24 protein-coding genes and 1 pseudogene are annotated in these 24,382 nt (G+C 73.0%); 8 read left to right on the top strand and 17 right to left on the bottom strand.

Annotation, left to right across the window (positions count from 1 at the left end):
- Positions 1-245: 245 nt before the first annotated feature.
- Positions 246-458, bottom strand: coding sequence for a cold-shock protein (locus AB0R04_RS37685; RefSeq protein WP_063352293.1), 213 nt, complete (start codon positions 456-458; stop codon positions 246-248).
- Positions 459-740: 282 nt separating this feature from the next.
- Between AB0R04_RS37685 and AB0R04_RS37680 the strand changes: the two genes are divergently transcribed.
- From AB0R04_RS37680 to AB0R04_RS37660, 5 genes are all read left to right on the top strand, one after another.
- Positions 741-1,754 (top strand): 3-oxoacyl-[acyl-carrier-protein] synthase III C-terminal domain-containing protein, encoded by a 1,014-nt coding sequence (locus tag AB0R04_RS37680; RefSeq protein ID WP_363378541.1) that lies wholly within the window; start codon positions 741-743, stop codon positions 1,752-1,754.
- Positions 1,751-2,494 carry a glycosyltransferase family A protein gene (locus AB0R04_RS37675; RefSeq protein ID WP_363378539.1) on the top strand — a complete coding sequence of 248 codons (744 nt, stop codon included), beginning with the start codon at positions 1,751-1,753 and terminating at the stop codon, positions 2,492-2,494. Before AB0R04_RS37680 ends, AB0R04_RS37675 begins: the two co-directional genes overlap by 4 nt.
- 111 nt (positions 2,495-2,605) lie before the next feature.
- Positions 2,606-4,078 carry a class I adenylate-forming enzyme family protein gene (locus AB0R04_RS37670; RefSeq protein ID WP_363378537.1) on the top strand — a complete coding sequence of 491 codons (1,473 nt, stop codon included), beginning with the start codon at positions 2,606-2,608 and terminating at the stop codon, positions 4,076-4,078.
- The gene (locus AB0R04_RS37665; RefSeq protein ID WP_363378535.1) at positions 4,075-5,217 is read left to right on the top strand and encodes a cytochrome P450; all 1,143 of its coding nucleotides are present in this window, start codon (positions 4,075-4,077) and stop codon (positions 5,215-5,217) included. The genes AB0R04_RS37670 and AB0R04_RS37665 overlap by 4 nt, the downstream gene beginning before the upstream one ends.
- Positions 5,217-6,122 carry an NAD(P)-dependent oxidoreductase gene (locus AB0R04_RS37660; protein WP_363378533.1) on the top strand — a complete coding sequence of 302 codons (906 nt, stop codon included), beginning with the start codon at positions 5,217-5,219 and terminating at the stop codon, positions 6,120-6,122. Before AB0R04_RS37665 ends, AB0R04_RS37660 begins: the two co-directional genes overlap by 1 nt.
- A gap of 406 nt (positions 6,123-6,528) precedes the next feature.
- Here the strand turns inward: AB0R04_RS37660 and AB0R04_RS37655 are convergent, their stop codons facing one another.
- Positions 6,529-7,494: a hypothetical protein gene (locus tag AB0R04_RS37655; RefSeq protein WP_363378531.1), complete on the bottom strand. Its 966-nt coding sequence runs from the start codon at positions 7,492-7,494 to the stop codon at positions 6,529-6,531.
- Positions 7,491-7,823 (bottom strand): PadR family transcriptional regulator, encoded by a 333-nt coding sequence (locus AB0R04_RS37650; protein WP_079136622.1) that lies wholly within the window; start codon positions 7,821-7,823, stop codon positions 7,491-7,493. Before AB0R04_RS37650 ends, AB0R04_RS37655 begins: the two co-directional genes overlap by 4 nt.
- Before the next feature lie 147 nt (positions 7,824-7,970).
- Between AB0R04_RS37650 and AB0R04_RS37645 the strand changes: the two genes are divergently transcribed.
- The gene (locus tag AB0R04_RS37645) at positions 7,971-9,149 is read left to right on the top strand and encodes a hypothetical protein (protein ID WP_363378529.1); all 1,179 of its coding nucleotides are present in this window, start codon (positions 7,971-7,973) and stop codon (positions 9,147-9,149) included.
- Positions 9,150-9,168: 19 nt separating this feature from the next.
- Here AB0R04_RS37645 and AB0R04_RS37640 read toward each other — a convergent pair whose 3' ends face one another.
- The 14 genes and pseudogenes from AB0R04_RS37640 to AB0R04_RS37575 all read right to left on the bottom strand — a co-directional run bounded on the left by AB0R04_RS37640 (position 9,169) and on the right by AB0R04_RS37575 (position 21,295).
- A complete protein-coding gene (locus AB0R04_RS37640) occupies positions 9,169-9,699 on the bottom strand; it encodes a GNAT family protein (protein ID WP_363378528.1) in 531 nt (176 codons plus the stop codon).
- A 109-nt stretch (positions 9,700-9,808) separates the two neighbouring features.
- Positions 9,809-11,149, bottom strand: coding sequence for a hypothetical protein (locus AB0R04_RS37635; RefSeq protein ID WP_363378526.1), 1,341 nt, complete (start codon positions 11,147-11,149; stop codon positions 9,809-9,811).
- 398 nt (positions 11,150-11,547) lie between these two features.
- Entirely contained in the window at positions 11,548-12,396 is an 849-nt protein-coding gene (locus AB0R04_RS37630) for a class I SAM-dependent methyltransferase (RefSeq protein ID WP_363378524.1), read from the bottom strand.
- 171 nt (positions 12,397-12,567) lie between these two features.
- The gene (locus AB0R04_RS37625) at positions 12,568-13,023 is read right to left on the bottom strand and encodes a TIGR03618 family F420-dependent PPOX class oxidoreductase (protein WP_363378522.1); all 456 of its coding nucleotides are present in this window, start codon (positions 13,021-13,023) and stop codon (positions 12,568-12,570) included.
- 106 nt (positions 13,024-13,129) lie between these two features.
- A complete protein-coding gene (locus AB0R04_RS37620; RefSeq protein WP_363378520.1) occupies positions 13,130-14,308 on the bottom strand; it encodes a Glu/Leu/Phe/Val dehydrogenase dimerization domain-containing protein in 1,179 nt (392 codons plus the stop codon).
- Complete coding sequence (locus AB0R04_RS37615) at positions 14,305-14,520, bottom strand: MbtH family NRPS accessory protein (RefSeq protein ID WP_363378543.1); 216 nt, start codon at positions 14,518-14,520, stop codon at positions 14,305-14,307. The genes AB0R04_RS37620 and AB0R04_RS37615 overlap by 4 nt, the downstream gene beginning before the upstream one ends.
- A 180-nt stretch (positions 14,521-14,700) precedes the next feature.
- Positions 14,701-15,339 (bottom strand): annotated as a pseudogene (locus AB0R04_RS37610) (indole-3-glycerol-phosphate synthase); the annotation flags it as partial.
- Complete coding sequence (locus tag AB0R04_RS37605; RefSeq protein WP_363378518.1) at positions 15,340-16,014, bottom strand: N-(5'-phosphoribosyl)anthranilate isomerase; 675 nt, start codon at positions 16,012-16,014, stop codon at positions 15,340-15,342.
- 6 nt (positions 16,015-16,020) lie between these two features.
- Entirely contained in the window at positions 16,021-17,160 is a 1,140-nt protein-coding gene (locus tag AB0R04_RS37600) for an acyl-CoA dehydrogenase family protein (protein WP_363378517.1), read from the bottom strand.
- Positions 17,161-17,172: 12 nt separating this feature from the next.
- Entirely contained in the window at positions 17,173-17,547 is a 375-nt protein-coding gene (locus AB0R04_RS37595; RefSeq protein WP_363378515.1) for an ectoine synthase, read from the bottom strand.
- 28 nt (positions 17,548-17,575) lie between these two features.
- Positions 17,576-18,427 carry a tryptophan synthase subunit alpha gene (trpA, locus tag AB0R04_RS37590; RefSeq protein ID WP_363378513.1) on the bottom strand — a complete coding sequence of 284 codons (852 nt, stop codon included), beginning with the start codon at positions 18,425-18,427 and terminating at the stop codon, positions 17,576-17,578.
- Positions 18,424-19,509: an anthranilate phosphoribosyltransferase gene (locus AB0R04_RS37585; RefSeq protein WP_363378511.1), complete on the bottom strand. Its 1,086-nt coding sequence runs from the start codon at positions 19,507-19,509 to the stop codon at positions 18,424-18,426. The genes trpA and AB0R04_RS37585 overlap by 4 nt, the downstream gene beginning before the upstream one ends.
- A gap of 2 nt (positions 19,510-19,511) precedes the next feature.
- A complete protein-coding gene (locus tag AB0R04_RS37580) occupies positions 19,512-19,781 on the bottom strand; it encodes a hypothetical protein (protein WP_063352276.1) in 270 nt (89 codons plus the stop codon).
- Entirely contained in the window at positions 19,778-21,295 is a 1,518-nt protein-coding gene (locus tag AB0R04_RS37575; RefSeq protein ID WP_363378509.1) for an AMP-binding protein, read from the bottom strand. The genes AB0R04_RS37580 and AB0R04_RS37575 overlap by 4 nt, the downstream gene beginning before the upstream one ends.
- 437 nt (positions 21,296-21,732) lie before the next feature.
- Here AB0R04_RS37575 and AB0R04_RS37570 point away from each other — a divergent pair, with 437 nt between their 5' ends.
- Together AB0R04_RS37570 and AB0R04_RS37565 are read left to right on the top strand one after the other, a co-directional pair.
- Positions 21,733-23,445, top strand: coding sequence for a condensation domain-containing protein (locus tag AB0R04_RS37570; protein ID WP_363378506.1), 1,713 nt, complete (start codon positions 21,733-21,735; stop codon positions 23,443-23,445).
- A gap of 197 nt (positions 23,446-23,642) precedes the next feature.
- A partial coding sequence (locus AB0R04_RS37565; protein ID WP_363378504.1) for a condensation domain-containing protein occupies positions 23,643-24,382 on the top strand: 740 nt, incomplete at its 3' end.

Below are 24,382 nucleotides of genomic sequence, written 5' to 3'. Positions count from 1 at the left end.
AGGCCGAACTCTGGTGCGCCACCGCGTCGTTGCGCACCGGCGCGGCCTACCCGTACGAGCAGCTGGACCGGATCTGGAAGACCGTCCTGCCTGGTCGCGGCCACACGTGGGTGGCTGCGACCAGCGCCGTGGTTTTTCGTAGCGGGCGGGTGTGCCGCCCCAGTGGGCGCCGTTCCTTGACCCGCCTGCGCGGGGCCGTTCGGCCCGGGGCCCGGGGTTCGAGGGAGGAAGGGGAGGAACTGTTCCTACTCCGCCACCTGGACCTCGTCGGCCTGGAGCCCCTTCTGGCCCTGGACCGCTACGAAGGTCACCTTCTGGCCCTCAACCAGGGACTTGAAGCCGCTTCCCTGGATCGCCCGGAAGTGAACGAACAGGTCCGCTCCGGACTCCGGGGTGATGAAGCCGTAGCCCTTCTCGTCGTTGAACCACTTCACCGTGCCGTTCTGCCGCTCTGCCACAGCCACTCCTGGTTTTCCGAGGATCGAGGATCTACGAGACGCAACGTGCCGATCATGGCAGGGCTCGGGGTCTCGGCGGGGCTGTAACGCGAAGTTGGTCGGTCCCTGCGGCGAGGAGCCACCCGGACCGGTGACGGCACCACAGGTGCTGCACGCGCCGGAGGCCCGGCAACCCGGCAGCCGTCCACCGTCCATCTGCACAGACGTGATCGGGTAGCCCGCCGGGCCGGCCTGAGTACCCGTACTCAGGCCGGCCCGGCCGTGCCGCCGGAGCATGGGGGCATGCACCCAGCAGCAACACCGAGGATCGGCATCACCGCCGTCGGCTCCCACCTGCCGGCCCGTCGGCTCACCTCCCAGCAGCTCCAGGACGAGGTCACCGCCGGTGGCCGACTTGCCCTGCCGGAGCGGATGTTCGAGAAGGCGACCGGCATCCGCACCCGGCACTTCGCCGCCGACGGCGAGTACGCCTCCACCCTCGCGGTCGGCGCCGCCCGGCGCGCCCTCGCCGCCCGCGCGCTGCGCCCGCAGGACGTGGACCTGCTGCTGTTCGCCTCCGCGACCCGGGATGTGTGCGAGCCCGCCACCGCCCACATCGTGCAGGCCGAACTCGGCACCCGTGCGCATGCGTTGGACGTCAGCAACGCCTGCAACAGCTTCCTCAACGGGATCGACCTGGCCCGCGCGATGATCCTGGCCGGCCGGGCCCGGCGTGCCCTGGTCGTCACCGGCGAGACGCCCAGCCGGGCCATGCTCCGCACGCCGTCCTCCCCGGCGGAGTTCCGGGACGGCTTCGCCGGCTACACCTTCGGCGACGCCGGGGCGGCCGTCGTCGTCGAGGCCGTGGAGCGGGGCGGCATCCTCGACGTCGGGACGGAGACGGCCTCCGAGCACTGGCCGGCCGGCGGCATCCCCGGCGGCGGCTCCCGCCACCCGCGCGGCGACGAGTACAGCTACTTCCGGGGCGGCGGCAAGGAACTGCGCGGCATCTTCGAGGAGATCGGCCCCGCGGCCCTGGCCCGGCTCGCCGCCCGCACCGGCCTCGGCTGGGACGACTACGCCCGGGTGCTGGTGCACCAGGTGACGATCCCCTACCTGGAACGCTTCGTCGAGCTGACCGGGGTGCCGGCCGGGAAGCTGGTCCTGACGGTGCCGGAACTCGGCAACGTCGCCAGTGCCACGCTGGGCGTGCAACTCGACCGAATACGCGACACGTTGGCGCCCGGCGACAAGGTGCTGCTGATCGGGCTCGGTGGCGGCGTCAGCCTCATGACCATGGTCTGGGAGGCATCGTGAGGACCGACCTGTGGGTGGTGGTCCCCGCCTACCAGGAGGAGGCCCGCATCGAGGGCGTGCTGAGCGCCCTCGCCGCCCAACGCGACCGCGACTTCACCCTGCTCGTCGCCGACAACGGCTCCACCGACGGCACCGTCGCCCTGGCGCGCGCCTTCGCCGCCCACGCGCCGTTCCCGGTCGAGGTGGTGGTCGAGCCGGAGAAGGGCGTCGGCTCCGCGGTGGACACCGCCTTCCGGCACGCCGTCGCCCACGGCGCCACCCTGCTCGCCCGCACCGACGCCGACTGCCTGCCCGAACCCGGTTGGACGGCCGCGGCCCGCGCCGGGCTGGTCGCCTCCGGCGGGCTGGTCTGCGGCCGGGTCACCGCCCGCCACGACGAGCACGGCCCGGCCGGGCGCGCGGTGTTCCTGGCGCTGGTCGCGCTCGGCGCCTTCTTCGGCCGGATCCGGCCCGCCCACCGCCGCCGACACGGCTACCTGACCCCGTACCGGATGCACGCGGGCAACAACATGGCGATCACCGCCGAGCTCTACCTCGCCGTCGGCGGCATGCCCCGGCGGCCCTCACCCACCGACCGGGCGTTCCTCAATAAGGTCCGCCAGCACACCACGGCGGTGGTGCGCCGCCGCGACATGGTGGTGCAGAACTCCACCCGGCGCATCCGCGCGTACGGCGTGGTGGGCACCGCGCGCTGGTACCTGGAGCGCGGCGCGGGGCCGCGCGCCGTCGACGTGCGCTGACAGCCCGCGCGCGCTCCGTGCGCCCGGCGCCCCGCGCGCCTCGCTCCTTACCGACCCTCTCCCGACCGGACCCGCTCCGTGCCACGCCCCAGCCCGCCGAAGGACCCCGCCATGCTCGACCGGCTCACCCACGCCCTGCGCACCGACCACCCCGACCGGCCCGCCGTCCTGCGCCACACCCGCCTGGGCACCGCCCGCCCGGTGATCCGCCGCGGCGAACTCGCCGACCTGGCCGACGGCTACGCCGCCGCGCTGCACGCCCACGGCCTCGGCCCCGGCGACACCGTCGGCGTCGCCGTCCGGCCCGGGCCGCGCGCACTGGCCGTCATGCTCGCCGCGCACCGGCTGGGCCTGCGCATCGCCGTCCTCGACCCGACCGCCGGGCCCGACGTGCTCGCCGCCCGGCTCACCCTGGCCCGCCCCGATCTCGTCCTCGCCGACGCCGCCGCCCAGGCGGTGGCCGGCTGGGCCGGGCCGCTCGCCCGCCGCGCCGACCTCGCCCTGCCCCGCCTCACCGCGCTCGGGCCGGTCGCCACCCTGGGCCGCCGCCTGCCCGGCTGCGCGCCGCACCTGCGCCCTGCCGGCGCGACCCCGCCCGCCCGGCCTGACGGCGGCCCGGAAACGGACGCGGTGATCGTCTTCACCTCGGGCACCACCGCCCGCCCGCGCGCCGTCGTCCACACCCGGGACGGGCTGGCCATCGGGCTGCGCACCGTCGCCGACCTGGTCGACCCGCGCCCCGGGACGGTCGTCCTCGGCGGGACGTTCTTCGTCCTCGTCCCGGCCCTCGCCGCGGGCGCCGCCGTCGTGCTGCCCGCGCGCCGCCCCGTCGCGCTCGGCCGCCAACTCGCCCGGCTCGACCCCGCCCACACCTACCTCACCCCACCGCAACTGCGCGCCGCCCTCGCCGCCGGGGCCCGCTTCACCGGCCGGGTCTGGACGGGCTCCGCCCCCGCCGACGCCGCCCTGCTGCGCCGGGTCAAACAGTCCGGCGCCCACCAGGCCTGGAGCGTCTACGCGCTCACCGAACTGTTCCCGGCCGCCGCCGTCGAGGAGGCGGACAAGAGCGCCCACGACGGGGACGGCGACCTGGTCGGAGCCCCCCTGCCCGGCGTCCGCGCCCGGATCGCCACCGGCGGTGAACTGCTGCTCACCGGCCCGGGCGCCCGCCACCGCTACCTCGGGGAGGACCCCGACCCCTGGGTGCGCACCGGCGACCGCGCAGCCCTCACCCCCGACGGACGGATCGTCCTCGCCGGCCGCCTCAAGGACATGGTGTTGCGCCGCGCCGAGAACATCTACCCCGGCCTGTACGAACCGGCGCTGCACCTGCCGGGCGTCGAACTCGCCGTCCTGGTCGGCGTTCCGGCGGGGGACGGCGACGAGCGGTTGGTCGCCCTCGTCCAGCCGGCGCCGGGCACCGACCCACGACGCCTGCGCGAGGCCCTGCGCGGGCCGCTCGACCGGATGGCAGCGGCCCGGCCGGACGCCGTCCTGTTCGGCGAGGTCCCGCTCGCGGGCCGCTCCCGCAAGCCCGACCGGGCGGCGGCCGCCGCGTACTGCGCACGGGAGTTGGCCCGGTGACCGACCCCATGACCGCACCGACGCCCGCACCGATGAGCGCACGGACACCCTCGCCGCCGCCCCCACCCGCCGCGGCCCGCCGGGCCCGCCGCCGGGACCGCCGGGTCTACCTGCGCAGCCACCCCCTGCTCTTCGCCCTGCTCGCCGCCACCCGCCGCCGCCCGGTGGTCCGGCTCGGCCGCATCGTGCTGGTGCACGGCACCGAGGCCTACCGCGAGGCGCTCACCAAGGTCCCGCTGGACCGCACCGCACCCGGCACCACCGGCGGCGCGGCGGCCGAACTCACCGACGGCGGACTGCTGTTCGACCAGGACGGCGCCGAACACCGCAACGCCCGCCGCGCCCTGGCCGGCGGCCTCGACACCGCCGCACAGCAACGGATCCGCCCGCACTGGCAGACCGTACTCTCCGAGCGGATCCCGGGCCTGGCCGCGGGCGAGATCGAACTCGTCGCACTGGCGCGTGAGTTGGCCGGTGTCACGGCCGCCGCCCTGACCGGCGCGCAGTCCTGCCCGCACCGCCTCGCCCACGCCGCGGCCGAAGTCGCCGCCCACGCCGCCCGCGACCACCTCCCCGGCCCCCGCCGCCGCGGCCCGGACGCGGCCGCCGCCACAGTCGACGCCGCGGCCCGGCTCGCCGCCCTGCTGCCCGACGCGCCCGACGCACGCGACGCCATGGTGGCCGTCGCCGCCGTGAACACCACCGTCGCCGCACTGCCCCGGGCCGTCGCCTGGTGCGCCGACGCCGGGCTCTGGCCGACCGTGAGCGAGACGACCGCACCCCGCCTCGCCGCCGAACTCCTGCGCCTGACCGCCCCGTCCCCGCTGCTGCCCCGGGTCGCCGCCGCCGACACCACCCTCGCCGGGCACCCCGTACGGGCCGGCGACCGGCTGGTCCTGGTCGCCCGGCACGCCGCCCGGGCCCACCGCCGCGGCCCGGCCGACGATCCCGCCGCCACCCAGGCCGTCTTCGGCGCCGGCCCGCATGCCTGCCCCGGAGCCGGCCTGGCCCGCGCCCTGCTCGCCGACCTCCTCCTGGCGCTCGCCCCCCACCACCCGGTCGTCACCCGCGCCCGGGTCGACCGCCGCAGCGCCCTGCCCGGCTACGCCGAACTCACCGTCCGACGGGGAAGATCCTGATGCACCTCGCCATCACCGGCGCCACCGGCTTCTGCGGCGCCCACCTCGCCCGCACCGCCGCCGCCCTGGGCCTCGAAGTCTCCTGCCACGGCCGCCGGCCCGGCCCGGTCGGCCACCACCGCCCCTGGGACGCCACCGAGGGCGCGCCCGACTTCACCGGCGCCGACCTCGTCGTCCACTGCGCCGCCGCCGTCGCCGACCTGCCCCCGGGCGATCCCGCCGAAGCCCACCAGCACGCCGTCAACGTCACCGGCACCGAACGCGTCCTGCGCGCAGCCGCCGGCCGCCCCCTCGTCCACGTCAGCAGCGCCAGCGTCTACGACCCGCGCGCCGCCGCCCGCACCTCCCGTATCGCCCCCGCCGTCACCGAGGACCACCCCACCGCCGCCGGCCACCTCAACGCCTACGGCCGCACCAAAGCCGCCGCCGAACGCCTCGCCCTCACGGCCGGCGCCGTCGTCCTGCGCCCCCGCGCCGTCTACGGCCCCGGCGACCCCCACCTCGCCCCCCAACTGCTCGCCCGCGCCCGGCACGGCCTGCTCCCGCTGCCCGGCCGCGACATCCCGCTCAGCCTCACCGCCGTCGCCAACCTCACCGACGCCTGCCTGTCCGCCCTCGGCCTCACCGGCGCCCCGCCCTGGCCGCCCGGCGCCTACAACATCGCCGACGCCACCCCCTACCGCCGCGACGACGCGCTGCGCCACGTCCTCACCGCCCACCGCCTCCCCGCCCGCATCGCCCACCTCCCCGCACCCCTCGCCCGCCTCGCCGCCCGCACCACCCGCATCCCCGGCCTCACCCCCTACACCGTCGACCTCCTCACCCGCAGCGTCGTCCTCGACCTCACCCGTGCCCGCACCCAGGGCTGGACCCCCACCCACACCCTCACCGACTACCACCCCTGACACCCGGCCGGCCCGGGCGCTGCGGCCGTGTCCATCCGCGGCGGGCCCGCCTCAGCCAGGAGCAGCGGAGCAGTGGAGCAAACGACTGGTCAGGTCAGCTCGACGAATCGGTGGACGCGAAAGCACGTGAGGTGGTCGGGCTCGATGCTCGCCGAGTCCACCCGGTGGCGGCCGGGCGCCGCCCGCGGAACTCGCCGTCACGTCTGGTCGCCTCGGTCGCGGGTGGAGTCGGGTGGTGGTACCTCGGTAGGCCGTCAGTTCCAGGGCGAGCGCCTCGACATCACAACGGCTGTTACGACAGGCCGATGTCCGGACCTACCGGCATCGTTGCAGCACCTCGGCTCGCGGGCCTTGCCGAGTTTCGGCCGGCTGGGTTCACTCCGGGGGGAGAGGGGCGCGGAGCCGGTCAGGGGCGGGAGAGGCGGCCCCGTCGGGGGAGGCGGCCGATGAGGAGGATCGCGGTTCGGGCCGTCAGGTAGCCGAAGGCGGACGGGATGAGGAGCTGGGGCACCATTGCCGCGACCGACGCGTGGCCGCCGAGGAGTACGGGGGTGAGTACGGGCGGTGCCGCCAGGACGGTCGCGGCCAGGGCCGCGTTCCCGGCCGTCCGGGCGGTGAAGGCCAGGGCGGCGCCGGTGGCGAGCGGGGCCCAGGTGCCGAAGCCGGAGGTGAGGAGCCGCTCGGCGGACTCGCCGGTGATCGTGGCGCCGATGCCCAGGGCCGTGACCGTGGCGGCGACCAGCCAGAGCCCGGCACCGGTCCTGCGGGTCCGGTCCGGTGGGGCGACCAGGAGGACGAGGGTGTTGAGCGCGATCAGCCCGAACCCCCGGGGGCCGAGGCCGAGTTCGGCCGCGGTGCGGAAGTCCAGGTCGAGCAGCCCGAGGCGGCACACGGCGTAGAACAGCGGTGCCAGTACCAGCGACACCAGGGCCAGGGCCCGTGCGGCCGACCAGCGGCCGGCCACGACCGCGCACGCCGTCAGTACAGCGGGGACGAGCAGCGACGTCGCCGCCAGGAGCGCGCCTCCCGCCGGGGCTCCGGCGGGGAAGCCAGGGGACTCGGGGCTGATGGCGAGCCGCAGGTTCCGCCACAGGTAGGTCGCCGCGTACGTTCCGGCCAGCATCGCGGCGAGCGGCGCCGCGGTGGCGAACGCCCGGCCCGGCGGCCGGTGGGAGACCATGCCAAGCCGGAGCCGGGCCCCGTGCCCGGCGACGTCGGCCACTTCGCGCAGTCCCGTCGCGGGGCCGGAGCCGGCGATCCGGTGCTGGGCGAGGTCGGCGACCTCCGCGAGTGCGCCGGCGCCGTAGGAGGCCGGGTACAGCCGGAGGGCCCGTTGGAGCAGGCGCGTGTTCAAGGGGTGCTTCGACGTCATGCCGTGCCTCCTGCGGGACGGGTCCAGGTCTGTGTCAGGCGCCGGTCGGCCTCGCGTAGTGCGGAGCGCAGGCGTTCGGCCTCGTTCCTGAGCGACTGTTCACCGTCCGGGGTGAGGGCGAACACGCGCCGGGGGCGCCCGTCCACCGTCTCCTCGCGTTCGACGCGGATCAGCCCCTCGGCCAGGAGCCGGTCGAGGGTGCCGTACAGGCTGCCGGCGCCGAGCCGTACCCGGCCTTCGGAGATCGCGGCGACCTCGTCCCCGAGCGCGTAGCCGTGCCGGGGCCGGTCGGCGAGCGCGGTGAGGAGCAGGAAGGTCGGCTCCTGCATGGAGCGTTTGTTCTTCACGTTCGACACCATAGTACGGTGACCGTAGTGTCTGGCAAGGCCCCTGCGAAACGATCCCGGACTCGGCAGGAGCACACGCTTCCGTCGGGGTGGCCATTGCTGTCGGTGGTGCCGAATAGTGTGCGGGGCATGGCTACTGTCAAGGAATCAACACCTCCCAGGCCCATCGTCCCGGGCGATGTCGTCGCGGCGTTCTCCGAGTACCTCGGCGAGTGGACAGCGGCACAGATCACCAATCTGGACCCGGACCACCAGCGCGCGGGCGTCCTGCACCTCGACTGGTCCGGCCCGGAGCCGATGTCCGTGGTGGAGCTCGGCGAAGTCGTGCCGCTTTGGGGTCCTTTCGGTCCGGCGCATTGCTCCTACGAGTGGGTGCTCCCTCGGAGCTGCAAGGTCATCGGGACGCTGCCGCTGCTGCACGGCCAGCCGCCGAGCAGCTACGCGTTCGGGTGGGGCATGGGGCTCGATCTGGCCCTGGCGCGGCGCCGACGGCAGGGCGACGAGTCGCAGTGGCGTGACCCGTGGGCGAAGAGCATCACCGGCACCGAACTGAACGACTCTCCCGCGGGGCCCGTAGTTCCTGACGAGGAGACGCGTCGGCTGAACGTTCGGGCTGTGGAATCGCTGGACTGTGCGCGGCTCGTCGAGCGGTATCCCGCGCTGACCGGCCTGACGCTCAGCGGGCCGGTGACCTTGTCATCGGCATCGAGCCTCAACGAGTTGACTTCGCTGAAGCACCTCAGGCTCTCCGACGTCTTCGGGATGGTCGAGGCGGACTGCCTCCTGCCGGGGTGTGTTCCGGAGCTGGAGGAGTTGGAACTGGTCAGTGTCCCCGCGGAGTATGCGACGGCGATGAGGAGGCTCTGGCGGCCCGAGGAGCGCCAGGGCGTCTACCTCATGGTCGCCAAGCCCCGCAAGCCCCAGTGGCTCGCCGAGAACCTCAACAATCCGCTACGGAACTGGGACGGCCGCGAGCAGATCAGCGCCGCGGTCTACAAGAAGGCGCTGGCGCAGTACAGGGCGACGCGGCGCGCGGTGCTGGCGGTGCTGGCTTCGGGGGCTTCGGGGGATTCGGCGGACGTCCTGACGCCGAGGCTCGTCGAGCTCGGGGAGCAGTTCGGCGAAGCCTTCAACGAGCTCGACGCGCGCGCCGGATTCATCGAGACCGTTGAGCGCGAAGAGCTCTACGACGCGCTCGGCGCCATCATCACCGAGGCTGCAGCCGAGTCGGGAGCCGAGTCGGGAACCGATCTGGCCTGGGCCGGCGAGGCCTTGATCGAGGGCTGCGAATCCGTCCGCGACTGGTAGGGCGGTGCTGCGGCGAGCCTCATGGCCTCCACTCGTCGGCGAGGAGCCCGAGGACGGCCTCGTCCGCGAACTCGCCGCACACCCAGGCTGATCGGCGGAGGGTTCCCTCTAGGGTGAAGCCGGCCCTGCGGGCGGCCGCGATCATCGGGGTGTTGTCGGCGAGGGTCTCCAGTTGCAGCCGGTGCAAGCCGCGTATCGCAAAGCCGTACTGGCAGAGCACCCTGACCACATCCGTGCCCAGGCCCCGGCCGCGCAGGCCGGGGCGTAGGGCGATCCCGAGGTGGGCGGTGCGATTGTGGGTGTCGATGCCCCAGAGCACGGCCTCCCCGGCCAACTCCCCTGAGGCCAGCTCCAGTACGGAGAAGCAGGCCGCGTCCTCCGAGGGCGGGGTCGGCGCGTAGGGGGAGTCTGCCGAGCCCGGGGAGATGGGCCGCCAGGGGCGGGTGTCGGCCCGGGAGCGGGTGGCGACGTCGTCGTACAGCTCGGTCTGCAGAACGGCGACGTCGCTCTCGTGGCGTGCGCGGAGGGCGACCTTGAGTCCTTGTATCATGTCACATTGCTACCAGGATCGTGTCGGCCGCTCAACCGAATTAGACCCTCTCCGGCGCGTTGCACCGTCGCTGTCATCGGGAGTGCCGGAGAGGGGAGTTCGACCGAAGTCAGAGTGGCGGCAGGCGGCGGGCCAGGAGCTCCGCGCCGGTGCCGTTCAGGGTGCTGAACAGGACCGTCGTGCCGAGGGCGTCCACGCTGGGGGCGGTGGAGGCGCCGGGCCGTTGGCTGCCGTCGGCCGCCGTGCTGACGCGTTCGATCCGGCCGGTCCACAGGTCGCGGCGGAAGACGTCCGCGACGCCGTTGGTGTCGCCGGGGACGAGAGCGGCGGAGTCGGAGGCGAAGTAGACCCAGCGGTCGTCGGCGGTCATGACGGCGGGCTGGGAGTCGACGGCGGAGACCGTGGTCACCGTGCCCGTGCGCAGGTCGCGGGCGTAGAGGCGGACTTGGACGGTGTCCTGCTCGCGCTCGAAGACGCGGAAGAGGGCGTAGCGCCCGTCGGGGCTGAGGCGTCCGGCCTTGGCGGCGTCGCGCAGGATGCCGGTGGCGTCGATGCTGGCGCCCTGGATCCGGCCGGTGCGCGCGTCGTAGGTGTAGAGCGGGAAGAGCTGCCGTGCGGGTGGGGGCTTGGTGGCGGTTGTGGCCGTTGTGGGCGTCACGGCCGTTGTGGGCGGCGTGGGCGCGGTCGGCAGCAGGTTGGTCGCCTTGGAGCGGAAGGCGACGGTCTGGCCGTCCGCGCTGAGCGAGGGCTCGACCGAGCCGCCGTCGGCGGCGGTGCCGTCGCGGCCGGTGCTGACCAGGCGGGTGGTGCCGGTGCGGCGGTCGGTCAGATGGATGTTCTGGACGCCGGGCCGGGTGCCGGGGGCGAGGTCGGCGCGGTCCGAGGTGTACGCGACGTACCGGCCGTCGGCGCTGATCGCCGGGTCGAGCGAGTTGCCGGCGCCGGTGCCCGCGGTGAGCGGTTCGGTGCGGCCGGTCCAGCGGTCGCGGACGTAGACGTCGAACCGGCCGTCGCCGTGCCGCCCCGGGACGACGTCGGTGGCGTTCGTGCTGAAGGCCACGTACCGGCCGTCGGCGCTGATCGCCGCCTGGTTGGTCGAGCCGTCGAGCTGGCTGCCGTCGTCGGCCAGGTTCACCCGCTCGGTGCGCCCGGTCCACAGGTCGCGGACGAACACGTCGTACAGGCGGTTGGTGTCGCCGGGCACCAGGTTGGCGGCCAGCGAGGTGAAGAGGGCGTAGCGGCCGTCGGCGCTCAGGCCGAGCGGCTCCGACCAGTCGTCGGCCGGGGTGCCGTCGGGGGCGACGTTCACCGTGACGGTGCCCTCCGGGAGCGTCGCGGCCTGGGCCTGGACTTGGACCTGGGCCGTGGTGGCGGCCAGGAGTGCGGCCGCCAGCACGCTGCCGGCCCGTACCGCCCACCGGCCGCGGGTCCTCGCGTTCGTCCGTTCCACCTGAACCGTCCTCCCCTTGCCTCGGGCCGTACCGCCTCGTACCCCCGCCGGCCGGCTCGGGGCGAGCCAACCGTCCGGCCGTACCGGCGGTCAACGGGGCCGGGCCGGTCATGGACACGATTTGGCCAACTCCCCTCCACTTCCCGACCACGGCGGATGCCGGTCCGGCCGGACCGGGTGGGCCTGCCACCTGCGGGATTCGGTAGCGCAGGAATGACCGTTGACGAACCCTTTGCCGGAACGCGCTGGACGTGGCGGCCACGGTCCCGGACATCCGCGACCTCCAGTGGGATGCGCAGGAAGCCTGGCTTCGTTCACGTGAAGTGGCAGTGTTCGGGCGGCTGTTGGGCGGATCAGGCTCCCCTTGGAGTCGATGATCCGGGGAACCGGGAGGCGCCCTACCGGCGGACCGCCGAGATCAGTCCGCCGGGCTGCTCCTCGCGCTGCGGCGGGGTGCTGATCGGGCGGCCGTAGGCGGCGGCGCGCTCGCGCAGGGTGTGGCTGTCGGCCTCCCAGCCGTGCCCGGCCAGCCAGGCCACCGGGTCGTCGGGCATCTCCGAGACCCACATGGACGCCGCCGAGCCCGGTACGGAGTCCGCGCCGAAGCGCTCGATCACGCCGCGCGAGCCCAAGGTCAGCCCCATCCGACTGCCTGCCGCCGACTGCGCGCTGATCCGGGCCAGCAGCAGCTCCACCGCGTCCTCGGGCAGATAGATCAGCAGCCCTTCGGCGATCCACACGGTCGGCACGGTCGGGTCGTGCCCTGCGGCGGCCAGCGCGCCCGGCCAGTCCTCCCGCAGATCCGCCGCGACGGTGATCCGCTCGCAGCGTGCGACGGCCTGCTCCTGGCGCAGCACCGAGGCCTTGAAGTCCAGTGGCGCGGCGGTGTCGACCTCGAACAGCCGGGTGCCCTCGGGCCAGTCCATCCGGAAGGCGCGGCTGTCCATGCCGGCGCCGAGCAGCACGACCTGCCGGACCCCGGACGCGGAGGCCTGCTGCAACAGGTCGTCGAGGAACTTCGTCCTGATGACGATGGAGTACGACACGGCCAGCCGACGGCGGCGCGCGGCCTCGTCAGCGGGGGGTGGCGAGGAGGGCCACAGGCCGCCGGCGGTGGCGAAGGCCTGGGCCAGTGGGTCGCGGAACAACGCGTCCACCCGCTCGGTCTCCAGCGCCCGCACCCTGGCCACCCCCACTGCCGTGGCCCACACTCCCGACGGCTGTACCCGCTCCTGCTCATCAGTCACCGCGCCAGCCTAGATGATCGATCCCGAGGGGCCTGATGAGGGAAGCCGGGTTCATGCGCGACCGGCCGCGCATGCGCGCACTGACTGCCAACCTTGAGTCGCTTCGGTCGCTCCGGTCGCTCCGGTCGCTGATGAGTCGCTGATGAGGCGAAGGCGGCGAGGGCAGGAGCACTACTCAGGGGCAGGGGCAGGGACGGGCCCGCCGGGACGGAAGCGCTCCACCCCGACGATGTGCCGCACCTTGAGCGGGCGCACGATCACCGCGACCCGCTGCTCACCCGGCATGGTCCACTCGTAGCGCTCGACGCCCAGGTACTTGCGGGCCAGCCGGTCCATCCGGTCGCGTGCCTCCTCGCCCTCGACGAGGCGGGCCACCACGCCACTGATCTGCACGCGGTCGAAGGGATCGGTGGCGTCCGCGTGCGAGAGGTAGACGCGCGGGTCGCGACGGAGGTTCTCGTCCTTCACCCGCCCCACCGAGGTGTTGAACGTCAGTTCCCCCTCGCCCTCCAGATCCACCCACATCGGGCTGACCTGCGGTGCTCCGTCGGCGAACACGGTGCCGACGTACCAGATGTTGGGTGCCCGCAGCCGGGCGCGGACGGCTTCGTCGAATGTCGCGGTCATCCCGGGAGGCTAGCAACCACGTAGGGTGCGCGTCCGCTTCGAGTGAAGCCACGTTCGAGTGGAGCTACGTTCGAGTGGAGCCGCGAGGGCGCGTCCTCCCGCCGGGTCACCGCTCGGTCGGCGCCTCCGGTTCGGAGGCGCCGACCGGGGCTCCGCGCGAACCGAGGAGCTGGGCGACCGGATCGGCGCTGCCCGAGGTGCTCAGCTCCTGCACCAGCTCGCAGTTCCGGGCGATCCTGCTGGAGACCCACTCGCGCAGCCACGCGGACAGCTGCGGGAGCGGCAGGTCGGACGGGGCCAGCCCGGCGAGCACGCATCCGGTTGCCGCCGCCCCGCCGACGTTGACGACCACGTCCGGCAGGACGGTGTGGCCGGCCGCGCGCAGCAGTCGGCGGGCGGGTGGGGTGCAGCTGAGGTTTCCGCCCTCGACCACCAGGCCGGCCCGGACCGCCGGCACCGCCTCCTCGTCGACCGCGGAGGCGGATGCCGCCAGCACCAGCACGTCGGCGTCGACGTGCAGCCACGCCTGGCCGGGCCCGTGGACGGTGACCCGGGCGGGCAGCCGGTTCCGGTCGATCGTGCCGTCGCTGCTGGTGAGCGTGGCGAGTTCGGCAACGGGCAGTCCGCGCTGGTCCTCGATGGTGCCCCGGACGTCGGCCACGGCCACCACCAGGTGGCCGTGGGCGGCCAGGTGGCCGGCCACCGCGCGTCCGACGGTGCCGAAGCCCTGGATCGCGATGCGCTGCGGGGTCCGCGCACCGGAGGCCCGTAGGGCGCCGAGCACCGCGACGGCCACGCCGAACCCGGTGATGTCGGCCATGTGGTCCCACAGTTCGGCCCAGTCGACGGTGAGACGGGTGGTGCCGGGGCGGCGGGTGACGTCGTACCCGGCGGCCTCGAAGGCGACCTGCCGGTCGGCGTAGGTGGTGCCCTGGTCGCACCCCAGGTACACCCCGCCGTGCAGCAGCGGGGCCGCGGCGCGGCCGAACCCCCGCATCACCGCCTGCCGTTCGACGGTGGCGCCCGGATCGGGTGCGATGCCGGCCTTGGCGCCACCGATGGGCAGGCCGACCAGTGCCAGCTTGTGGGTCATCGCCCTGGCGAGCCCGGCCAGTTCCTGCTCGGTCACCGTCGGGGTCATCCTGGTGCCGCCCAGGGCCAGGCCGTCGACCATGGAGTCGACGACGACCCAGCCCCGGGCCTGGCACCCCGGGAGGTTCAGGGTGGTGGTGAGCAGGGGCTCGGCCACCGGGCGCGCACCGTGCGGTGCGAGCGTCCGGTTCACTGCGCACCGTCCTCCGGGACGGACCGCAGGCGCAGGCTGCGGGGGCGCATGTCGGTCCACACGTGTTCGATGTGCGCGAGGCACTCGTCCTTCGCACCCCGCACACCGACCTCGCGCCAGCCCGCCGGCGACTCGCGGTCGGCGGACCAGATCGAGTACTGCTCCTCGTCGTTGACGACGACCTTCCACTGCTCGGATGCTTCGCTGGTCATACCGTTACCTCCAGATGTCGGTGGTCGGGGGGCCGCCGGGCGGCGGACGGGTGGAGCCGGTTCGCGGCCGGCATCGGGACAGGTGTCGAGGCGGGGGTCGAGGCGGGTGCCAGGACGGGCGTCGAGGTGGGGGTCGAGACGGGCATCGAGGCCGTCCAGCCATGCCGGCAGGCTGGCGGCGCGTAGGAGGCCCGTTCCGATGAGCACACCGGCGAAGCCCTCACCGAGCAGGCGGGCGGCGTCGTCGGGGCAGCGGATCGCCCCGGCACTCACCGGGCACCGGGTGCCGCTGCGCAGCACCGCGGGCAGGAGTGAAGAGCTGCGCCCGAGGTCGCCCGCGCCGCGTTCGCGGGTGGCGATGTCCTTGTTGTTCACCGCGACCACGCACTCCTCGGCGCGCGGCACGCGGCTGATCTCCTCCTCGGTGGTGACCTCGACGAAGGGCGTCAGGCCCAGGCTCAGGCCGAGTACGACCAGGTGGCCCAGGGTGGCGCGCGGCAGCAGCGCGGCGGTGAGCAGGATCGCGTGCGCGCCGCTCTCGCGGGCCTGGTGCAGTTGGCTCCGGCGGGTGATGAAGTCCTTCTGCAGCACGGGCAGGTCCGTCGCTGCCACGACCTCGTGCAGCAGGTCCGGGGTGCCGCCGAACCACTGCCCGGTCACCACGGACAGGCAGGGCGCGCCGACGTCCTGGTAGTCGGCGACCAGACGGGCGGTCGATCTGTCGCCGAACAGGTCGTGTCCGGCGGCGTCCTGCCGCTTGAGCTCCATGATCACCGGTCGGCGGGCGTCCAGCAGCGCCTCGATGAACTGGGCCGTCATCTAGACCCTCTCTCTCGGGTCACGCCAGCCGCGCCGTACGGCCGTGACCCGGTCGGCGCTCAGCCGTCCGTCGACGTCCCTGGCCGCCGTGTCCACGTCGATGCCGAGGAACAGGGGGTGGTCCAGCACCGCCCGGTAGTCCTCCCGGTTGTCGGCCGAGATGCCGCCGGCCAGCAGGAAGGGCCGCGAGAGGCGGTCCGCGAACTCGATGACGGCCCCGCAGTCCGCCGGTTGCCCGGTACTGCCGATCCGGCCGTCCCCGGCCACCGCGTCCAGCAGGAAGAGGTCCGTTCCGGCCCGCTCGTACGCCGCGATCAGGGACCGCTCCGCGCGGGTGTCCGCGCCGAGGTGCAGCACCTTGACCACGGTGAGGTCCGTGGTGCCCTTCAGGGCGCGGACCAGTCCCGGCGGCTGGTAGCCGTGCAGTTGGACCCACCGGACCCGGGCCGCGGCCGTCGCCGCGCGCAGCGTATCGGCGTCCTTGAGGAAGGTCACGAGGACCGGGTGCATTCGCTCCGTTCGGTGCACGGCGCCAGCGAGGGACGTCAGTTGACTGAGCATCAGGTCTGCACGGCCTCCTGGGACGCCGTGCCACAGGCCGACGAAGTCGGCTCCGGCACTGTCGAGCGATGCCACGTCCTCGGCCGAGGTGGCTCCGCAGATCTTGACCAGCATCAGGTGTCACAACCCCAACATGGCGGCGATGCGGTTGCGTTGGATCTCCGACGTGCCCGAGTAGATCGGGCCGGCGACCGCGTCGCGCACGTCCTTCTCCAGTCCGTACTCGGCCAGGTAGCCGCTGCCGCCGAAGATCTGCACGGCGGCCAGTGCGGAGGAGAGGTTGCTCTCGCTGGTGAGGACCTTGCTGACGGCGATGTCCCGCGTGACGTTCTCGCCCTCCGTCAGCCGGACGGCCGTGTCGTAGAGCCACTTCCGCGCGGTGTCCAGGCCGATGCTCATGTCCACGAGCTTGTGGGAGACCGACTGGTACGAGCCGATCGGATTGCCGAACTGGACGCGCTCCTTGGCGAATTCGACGCAGCGGTCGAGCCGGTACCGCATCTGCCCGGTGTTGATGACGAAGGAGCAGAGGATCTCCCACTTCATCACGTGGTCCAGGACCAGGAACCCGGATCCGACCCGGCCGATCACGGCGGATGCGGGGATCCGGCAGTCGTCGAAGTGCAGTTCGCTCAGCGGCGCCGTCCGCAGCCCCATGGTGGCGACGGGTGGCCCGACGACGAGCCCCGGGGTGTCCCGCTCCACGACGAAGGCGGTGATGCTGAGCGGGCCGGCCTTCGGGTGGGTGCGCGCGTAGACCACGAACACGTCGGCCACCGGGCCGTTGGTGATGAAGGCCTTGCCGCCCCGTAGCACGAAGTCGTCGCCCTCGCGGGTGGCCGTGGTCTTCATCGCCAGCGCGTCGGAGCCGCTCTCGGTCTCGCTGATCGCGTGCGCCCCGATCGTCTCTCCCGAGCAGATCCCCGGCAGGTGGCGCGCCTTGAGCTCCGGCGAGCCGAACCGCTGCAGCGGGACTCCGACGCTGACCAGGTGGGTGGCGACCGAGAAGTTCAGTCCGCCGTCACGGCACCCGGTGCCGAGTTGTTCGAGCACGTGCATGGTGGTGAGCAGGTCCTGGCCCAGCCCGCCCCACTGCTCGTCGAACGGCAGGCCGAGGATTCCGGACCGCTGGATCAGCTTCCACTTGTCCCACGGGAAGGCGCCTTCCGCGTCCCCTTCGAGATGGCCCGAGCTGAGCTCCTCGCACCACTGGGTGATGCCCTCGCCCAGAGCGATCTGGTCGGCGTTCCAGCTGATCATCTGTCAGTCCTGTTAGTACTCGGAGAAATCGGTCGAGTCGAGGTTGTGGCGTTCGTCGCCGCGCAACGCGGGAGAGAACACGCACACCAGGCGGAGGTCCGCGTCCTGGTCCGCGATCAGGAAGTGGGCGTCGTGCAGGTCGAGCGCGTACAGCGTGCCCGGCTCGATCGGGTGGGACGTGCCGTCGGCGTTCACGACCTGGCCCGTTCCCTCGATGCAGTAGCAGGCCTCCAGGTGGCGGCGGTACTCCAGCCTCGACCTGGTGCCGGCGCGGACGGTGGTGTCCGTCATCGTGTAGCCCAGGCCGTCGGATTCGAGAAGGAACCTGCGGCTGAGCCCGTTGCCCCAGTCCACGGTGGTCACCTCGTCAAGGCGTCGGACGATCATCGGGTGTGCCTCCTAGCGGCTTGCTGAATCAGCGGCTTGCTGAATCAGGGGTTTGCTGAATGAGCGGCTTGTCGAGTGAGCGGCTTGCTGAATACGGCGAAACGGTCTGTACGAAGGTGTGGAGCTCCTCGACCACGTCGGCCCCTTCGGCGAGGGCGTGCTCGATCCGGGCGACTCCGGCGCTGCCCACGACCGCGGCGTCGGCGCCGAGGCCGTGCAGCAGGTCGATGTCCGCCCTGGAGCGGACGCCGAATCCGACGGCGATCGGTACGGCGGTCGTCCTGCGCAGTGCGGCCAGCGCGTCGGCCAGCTCCTGGCGGTCGGCCGTGAGCTCGCCGCCGCTGCGGCCGTAGTGGGCCACCAGGTACAGGTACGCGGTGGCGGACTCGGCGGCCGCGGCCTTCACCTCGGCCGTCGACGCGGCGTAGCAGGTGGCGACCATGGGCAGCCCCGCCTCCTGCACCGCTTCGAGGTAGCCGGCCCGCAGCCGCGGTGGCAGGCCGTGGACCAGCAGCCCGTCGACGCCCGAGTCGGCGACCCGCCGGACGAAGCCGGGCACGGTCGGGCCTCTGACCGTGTGGCTCCAGTCGGCCAGTAGTGCCACCCGCAGGTGGCGCAGCCGGGGCAGGATCCCGCTGAGGAGTCCGAGCACCTCGTCGAGTCCGACGCCGTCGGCCAGGGCCCGCTGCGCCGATCGGCGGATGACCGGCCCGTCGGTGACCGAGTCGGGGAAGGGCACCGCCAGCTCCAGGCAGTCCACGCGGCAGTCGTCGAGCATCCGCATGACGTCGGCCAGGACGGGCAGCGGGGGGTCTCCGGCGTTGAGGAACATCGCCAGGCCGGGCTGGTCCGGTGGCCGGCGCGCGAAGAACCCGCTCACCTCGCACGCGCCGTAGCCACCGCGCGGCGCGCCGGGTGCGCGCGCAGGCGGTCGACGAGGTCGCGGGCGGCGCCGCTGCGGAGGGCGTCGTCGGCCGCCCTGATGGCCTCCGGCCACCCGTCGATCAGCCCGCTCGCGACGGCCAGGGCGGCGGCGTTCAGGCAGACGGTCCGCGTTGCGAGAGCTGTCCCGTCGCCGGAGAGCACGGCGAGGAAGTGGTCGACCACGTCCTCTCCCGCTCCGGTCGGCCGTAGTTCGGCGATCGAGCCGGTGCCGGTGGCGCTGCCGCTGCCGCTGCCGGGAGTCCCGGGCACGGTCCCGGCAGCCTGGGCCCGCAGCCGGATCGCGTCGGTGCCGTCATTGGTGAGGACGACGTTGTCGACGGAGCTGACGAGCTCGTCGACTCCCAGCTCGTTGGAGCACAGCCAGATCCTCCGGTCGGCGACGCTGGCGGCGACCTGGCCCAGAGTCGGCAGCAGCGAATGGTCCGAGACGCCGACGAGCTGGGCGGAGACCGGCACCGCGGCCAGGAAGGGGCCGACGGAGTTGATGAATCCGCCGATCATCCGCAGGTCCATCGGCACGATGCTCCGGGCCAGCAGCGCCACCTCCCGCGGGTAGACGAAGTTCCCCGGGAAGGCGATGCCGAAGCGTTCCAGCAGGGCGTCGGTCTGCTCGTACGAGGTGGTCGTTCCGATGCCGAGGCGGTCGAGCAGGTCGTGGGAGCCGCAGGTGCTCGTGTAGGCGCGGGATCCCGTCTTGACGATGCGCACGCCCAGGGCCGCGGCGACGAACGCCGCCGCGGTGGAGATGTTGAACGTGGCGGGCCCGCCGCCGGTGCCGACGATGTTGGCCGTGCGGTCCAGCCGCGCGGCGACGGCCGGCCGGCGCTCGTCCAGCGAGCGGAGCATGGCGACCAGCGTGTCCCGATCGGGCATCCGGGTGGACAGCGAGGACAGCAGCGCCACCGTCTCGCCGGAGCGGAGGGCGCCGTCGCGCAGCTGGTCCCAGAAGGACCCCCACATCTCCTGATCGACGACGGCGCGGTCCCGGCCGATCAGCGCTCGCAGCACCTCGTGCATGACTAGGGGGCGTCCGTCCGGTGCTGCTGGGCCTGTTCGATGAACCTGCTGATCGAGCCGACCGAGCGGAAGCTGTCCGGGTCGAGGTCGAGGTCGATCTCCTCGACGCGCAGGTCGAAGCAGTCCTCCAGCCAGGCGATCGTCTTGAGCAGGCCGAGGCTGTCGATGACCCCGCCGTCCACGAGGTCGTAGTCGGAGTCCAGTTCGTTCGCGCCGACGTCCGGCAGGAACTCCTCGATGATGAACTGCGTGACTACCGCGGCGTGTTTCACGTGGCCGTTCCTTCGTTTGGCTGGGACGGGGAGGAGGCGAGCTGGAGGGGCGTGCGGTCGATCTTTCCGGTGGACGTCCTGGGCAGCGGGTCGTCCACGATGAGCAGGGTCGAGGGGACGGCGGTGAGCGGAAGCCGTTGTGCGCAGTGCCGGCGCAGCGCCAGCGAGTTCAGCCGGCTGTCCGGGGTGCGACGGACCACGCCCCGCAGCAGGCGGCCGGCCACCGGGTCGGGCACGGTCACCACGGCCGCCTCGACGACGTCGGGATGGTCGAGCAGCACCTGCTCGACCTCGTGGGTGTTGACCCGCACGCCGCGGACCTTGACCTGGTGGTCGTTGCGGCCTTCCAGGGTGATGCGGCCGTCCCGGTCACGCCGCACGAGGTCGCCGCTGCGGAAGTAGCGGCGCGTCTCCCCGTCGTGGTGGTGGGTCGCGAACCTGTCCGCGTCCTGGGCCCGGTCCAGGTAGCCGTCGGTCTGGAAGGGCGTCGCGACATGGAGCTCGCCGGTTCCCGGCCCGGTCAGGATCCCGCCGTCGGCACCGACGATCACCGCGTGGACTCCGGGCAGCGGGCGCCCGATCGGCACTGGGCCGTCCGCCGGTTCGGTGCCGTCGACCTCGTGCAGGAAGCTGTCGTTGGTCTCGGTGCAGCCGTAGACGTTGTGGAGCCGCGCGCCGGTGAACAGCTGCGGGAGTTCGGCCAGGCAGCGGGCGGGCATGCTGTCGCCGGTGAAGATGACGTGCTCGACGGTGTCGAGGCGCCGGCCGCTCCCGGCGGCCGCGTCGACCAGTAGACGGTAGAACATCGGTACCGCCTGGACGAGTTGGACCGCGTGGCGGGACACGAGGTCCAGCAGGTAGCCCGGCTGGGTGGCCCGGGCCGGATCGACCAGGACGACGCGGCCGCCGTACTTGAGCGTGGTCCAGATGTCCAGCAGGCACAGGTCGAAGGTGAGCGGCGCGTAGTTGAGGACCGTCGTTCCCCGGCGGATGCCGAACTGCTCGCCGGCCCAGGTGGTGAAGCGGTCCACCGCCCCCGTGCTCAGCGGCACGATCTTCGGCCGCCCGGTGGAACCGGAGGTGGTGAACATGAAGGAGACGTCGGCGGGCTCCGTACGGCGCGGCGCCTCCGGTTCCGCCGGCCGGTCCGGGGCGCCCGGCCCGGGTCCCGGTGCCTGGGGGCTCTCCGGCGACAGGACGTGCCGGATTCCGGCCTGCTCGACCAACGTGTGGGGCGTCCTCCCCTCCGGCGTGGGCGCGGGCAGCAGCAGGAAGCGCCGCCCTTCCAGCAGGCAGGCGAGCACCAGGGCGATCGTCGAGGGCGACTTGGCGGCGGGGATGCCGACCGGCTCGTCCCCGCCCGGGTCGAGCCGGGCGATCCGGACGCGCTCCCGCTCCGCCAGCTGGTGGAGTTCACGGTAGGTCGTCTCTTCTCCGCGCCATATCAGCGCCGGATCACCGGGGTGGCTGGTGGCGTGCGAGACGAATGAACCCACCAGGCTCTGCTGCTGCATCACGACTTCTCCGAGTTCATGCAACGGGGTGGGTTCATATACAACGGATGAGTTCATGCAACGGGTTCACCGATCTTATTCGGAACAATGAAGGCCCGACAGGAAAGGGGCCCACCCGGCCGCCCCTTGGAGACAGAAGAATTATCACGTGGTGCCCGTCCACGGAAGTGGGGTGTGCAATCCGAGCCATGACAGCACGTCAGGGAGGGTGCAACGGACGGCCGCGCCGATGCTAGCCGTCGAGCGTGTTCGATCTACATAAGGATTCCGGCGGACTGGCGTAAATATTGTCTTGATGCCTGCAACCCTGTTCTCGATCTTGCGGAGTGAGACGGGAGCGACCTAGTATCCGCCGTACTGTTCGCCAAGTCGCGAATCGGCGAGGGGATTTCCGGGGCGCTGAAGCGTTCCCGATCGCCGTGAAAGGTGGATCCGTCATGCCTGGTCCCGATCGGCGCGCGCACGCTCCGACCCTGTTGTCCTTCGCCCAGCAGCGGCTGTGGTTCCTCGACCGGCTGCGGCCGGGCCGGCCGGACCACAACGTCCCGACCGCGGTACGCCTGCGCGGCCGGCTGGACGAGGGGGCGCTCACCCGGGCGCTGACCGAAGTCGTGCGGCGCCACGAGGTGTTGCGCGGCAGGATCGTCGACACCGAGGACGGCCCGCGCCACGTCGCGGAGCCGGTCGAGACCTTCGTGCCGACGATCACCGATCTGACGCACACCCCGGCGGAGCAGGCCTGGCAGCGGGCCCGGGAGCTGGCGGCCGCCGATCTGGCGACCCCGTTCGACCTCGGGACCGCTCCGATGTTGCGGGCCCGACTGATCCGCATCGCCCCCGACGACCACCTGCTGCTCCTGGTGATCCACCACATCGCCTGTGACGGCTGGTCGCTGCCGGTGCTGTGGCAGGAGTTCTCCGCCGGATACGGCGCCGCCGTCGACGGCCGGCCGATCGCCCTGGCGGACCTGCCCGTCCAGTACGCCGATTTCGCCGACTGGCAACGGAGCCACCAGGCCGGAACGGCGATGCTGGACCAACTCGCCTACTGGCGCGAGCACTTGGCCGACCTGAGCCCGTCGGTGCTCCCGACGGACCGACCCCGCCCCGCGGTGTGGTCAGGCCGGGGCGACCAGGTCGAGATCGAGATCCCCGCAGAACTCGCCGACCGAATACGCACACTGGGGCGCGCCCACGAGGTGACGCCGTTCATGACGCTGCTGGCCGCCTTCCAGGTCCTGCTCGCGCGCTGCACGGGACAGGCCGACGTGACGGTCGGGACGCCGATCTCGGGGCGGACCCGGATCGAGGTGGAGCCGCTGGTCGGCTTCTTCGTCAACACGCTCGTCCTGCGCACCGACCTGTCGGGCGACCCCGGCTTCACCGACGTGCTCGCCCGGGTGCGGCGGGGCGCGGTGGAGGCCTACGCCCACCAGGACGTCCCCTTCGAACGGCTGGTGCAGGAGCTGCGGCCCGAACGCGATCTCGGCCAACACCCGCTGTTCACGGTCATGTTCCAGCTGGAGGATCCGCCCGCGCTCCCGTCCGGCCTCCCGGGGCTTGAGGTGAGCGACCATCAGATGCCGAACGACGTGGCGAAGTTCGACATCGAGGTCTCCATGACGGACGGCGGCGATCGCCTCACCGGCGTCATCCGCTACGCCGCCGACCTCTTCGACCGTGACACGGTGCGGCAACTCTCCGAGGGTTACAGGGCGCTGCTCGACCAGCTCGTCGGCAGTCCCGAACGGCCGATATCGGCGTGGGAGACCCCTCCCGGTCTCCGGGGGAGCCGCCCCGCTGCCGCCACGCCTGGGAGCGAGGCTGGGTCCGAGTCCGAGTCCGAGACCGAGTCCGGGCCCGCCACCGAGACCGAGCTCCTCGTGCTGGAGACCTGGGCCGAGGTGCTCGGTGTCACCCCGGACGGCGTGGACAGCGACTTCTTCGAGCTGGGCGGCCATTCGCTCCTCGCCTCGAAGGTCATGTCCCGACTCGGCCGGGCACTCGACCTCGAACTGCCCGTCGCCCTGCTCTTCTACCACCCGACCGTCGCCGAACTCGCCGACGGCATCGACGCGGCGTTGCTGGCGGACCTCGGCGCCGCCGCCGAAGCGGAACCGCTTCCCGCCGGAAAGGCCCGTCACCCGTGAAGGCACAGCAGAGTCGACCCGAGCCCGGCCAGCCGGCCGGTTCCACACCCGGAGCCGCCCCGTCGACCGGTCCCACACGGGCCACCACGCGGGCCACCACACGGGCCCTGCTCGACCAACGCGTCCGCGCGGCCCGGAGCAGGGCCGCCGAGGGCGAGCCGGAGGCCGCGATCCCACCCCGCCCGGCGGGTGCGCAGGTGACGTCGTTCACCCAGGAACGCATGTGGCTGATCGAGCGGTTGTCCGACGGCCCCGCGATGTACAACGTCCACGAGGTCTTCCGGCTGCACGGCCCGCTGGACGTGGCGGCCCTCGGCCACAGCCTCACCGAGCTGGTGCGGCGCCACGAAGTCCTGCGCACCGCCTTCCCCGAGCGGGACGGGCTCCCCAGCCCCTCGGTCGAGCCGGCCCGGCCGCTCGACCTGCCCGTCACGGACCTCCGGACCGAGCCCGCGGAACGCCGAACGCAGCTGGCCCTCGACCTCGTCCAGTCCGAGATCCTGCGCCCGTTCGACCTGGCCGCCGCCCCGCTGCTGCGCGCATCGCTGCTGCGGGTCGACGAGGACGAGCACGTCCTGGTGGTGGTCGTCCACCACATCGCCGTCGACGGCTGGTCGATGCCGTTGCTGTGGGACGACCTGTCGGCGATGTACCGGAGCCGGCTGGAAGGCCGCGAGCACGAGCTGCCCCCCTTGCGGATCCAGTACGCGGACTTCGCCCACTGGCAGCGGGCCCGGCTCTCCGGCGAACGTCTGCAGCGCCAACTAGACTACTGGAGTGCACAGTTGTCCGGGCTGTCGCCGCTGGACCTGCCCACCGACCGCCCGCGCGGACCGGTCCAGCTGGCCTCGCAGGGCCAGCGCGGCGGCCTGATCGACCGCTTCCGGGGCCGGCTGGTCTGGCCGATCCGGGACATCGCGGGCGAGGTGGTCGGCTT

The organism is Kitasatospora sp. NPDC056731 (genome assembly GCF_040687675.1).
Lineage (GTDB): Bacteria > Actinomycetota > Actinomycetes > Streptomycetales > Streptomycetaceae > Kitasatospora.
The sequence above is the reverse complement of the archived record's forward strand: the minus strand, read 5'-3'. Positions and strand labels throughout refer to the sequence as shown.

Coding starts and splice junctions, on each gene's coding strand:
- AB0R04_RS37625 (WP_363378522.1), bottom strand. CDS start 13,023: ATGACCGCGACATTCGACGAAGCCGTCCGCGCCCGGCTGCGGGCACCC.
- AB0R04_RS37650 (WP_079136622.1), bottom strand. CDS start 7,823: ATGCAGGAGCCGACCTTCCTGCTCCTCACCGCGCTCGCCGACCGGCCC.
- AB0R04_RS37680 (WP_363378541.1), top strand. CDS start 741: ATGCACCCAGCAGCAACACCGAGGATCGGCATCACCGCCGTCGGCTCC.
- AB0R04_RS37575 (WP_363378509.1), bottom strand. CDS start 21,295: ATGCAGCAGCAGAGCCTGGTGGGTTCATTCGTCTCGCACGCCACCAGC.
- AB0R04_RS37605 (WP_363378518.1), bottom strand. CDS start 16,014: ATGCTGGTCAAGATCTGCGGAGCCACCTCGGCCGAGGACGTGGCATCG.
- AB0R04_RS37585 (WP_363378511.1), bottom strand. CDS start 19,509: ATGCACGAGGTGCTGCGAGCGCTGATCGGCCGGGACCGCGCCGTCGTC.
- AB0R04_RS37645 (WP_363378529.1), top strand. CDS start 7,971: ATGGCTACTGTCAAGGAATCAACACCTCCCAGGCCCATCGTCCCGGGC.
- AB0R04_RS37570 (WP_363378506.1), top strand. CDS start 21,733: ATGCCTGGTCCCGATCGGCGCGCGCACGCTCCGACCCTGTTGTCCTTC.
- AB0R04_RS37615 (WP_363378543.1), bottom strand. CDS start 14,520: ATGACCAGCGAAGCATCCGAGCAGTGGAAGGTCGTCGTCAACGACGAG.
- AB0R04_RS37595 (WP_363378515.1), bottom strand. CDS start 17,547: ATGATCGTCCGACGCCTTGACGAGGTGACCACCGTGGACTGGGGCAAC.
- AB0R04_RS37640 (WP_363378528.1), bottom strand. CDS start 9,699: ATGATACAAGGACTCAAGGTCGCCCTCCGCGCACGCCACGAGAGCGAC.
- AB0R04_RS37670 (WP_363378537.1), top strand. CDS start 2,606: ATGCTCGACCGGCTCACCCACGCCCTGCGCACCGACCACCCCGACCGG.
- AB0R04_RS37660 (WP_363378533.1), top strand. CDS start 5,217: ATGCACCTCGCCATCACCGGCGCCACCGGCTTCTGCGGCGCCCACCTC.
- AB0R04_RS37600 (WP_363378517.1), bottom strand. CDS start 17,160: ATGATCAGCTGGAACGCCGACCAGATCGCTCTGGGCGAGGGCATCACC.
- AB0R04_RS37655 (WP_363378531.1), bottom strand. CDS start 7,494: ATGACGTCGAAGCACCCCTTGAACACGCGCCTGCTCCAACGGGCCCTC.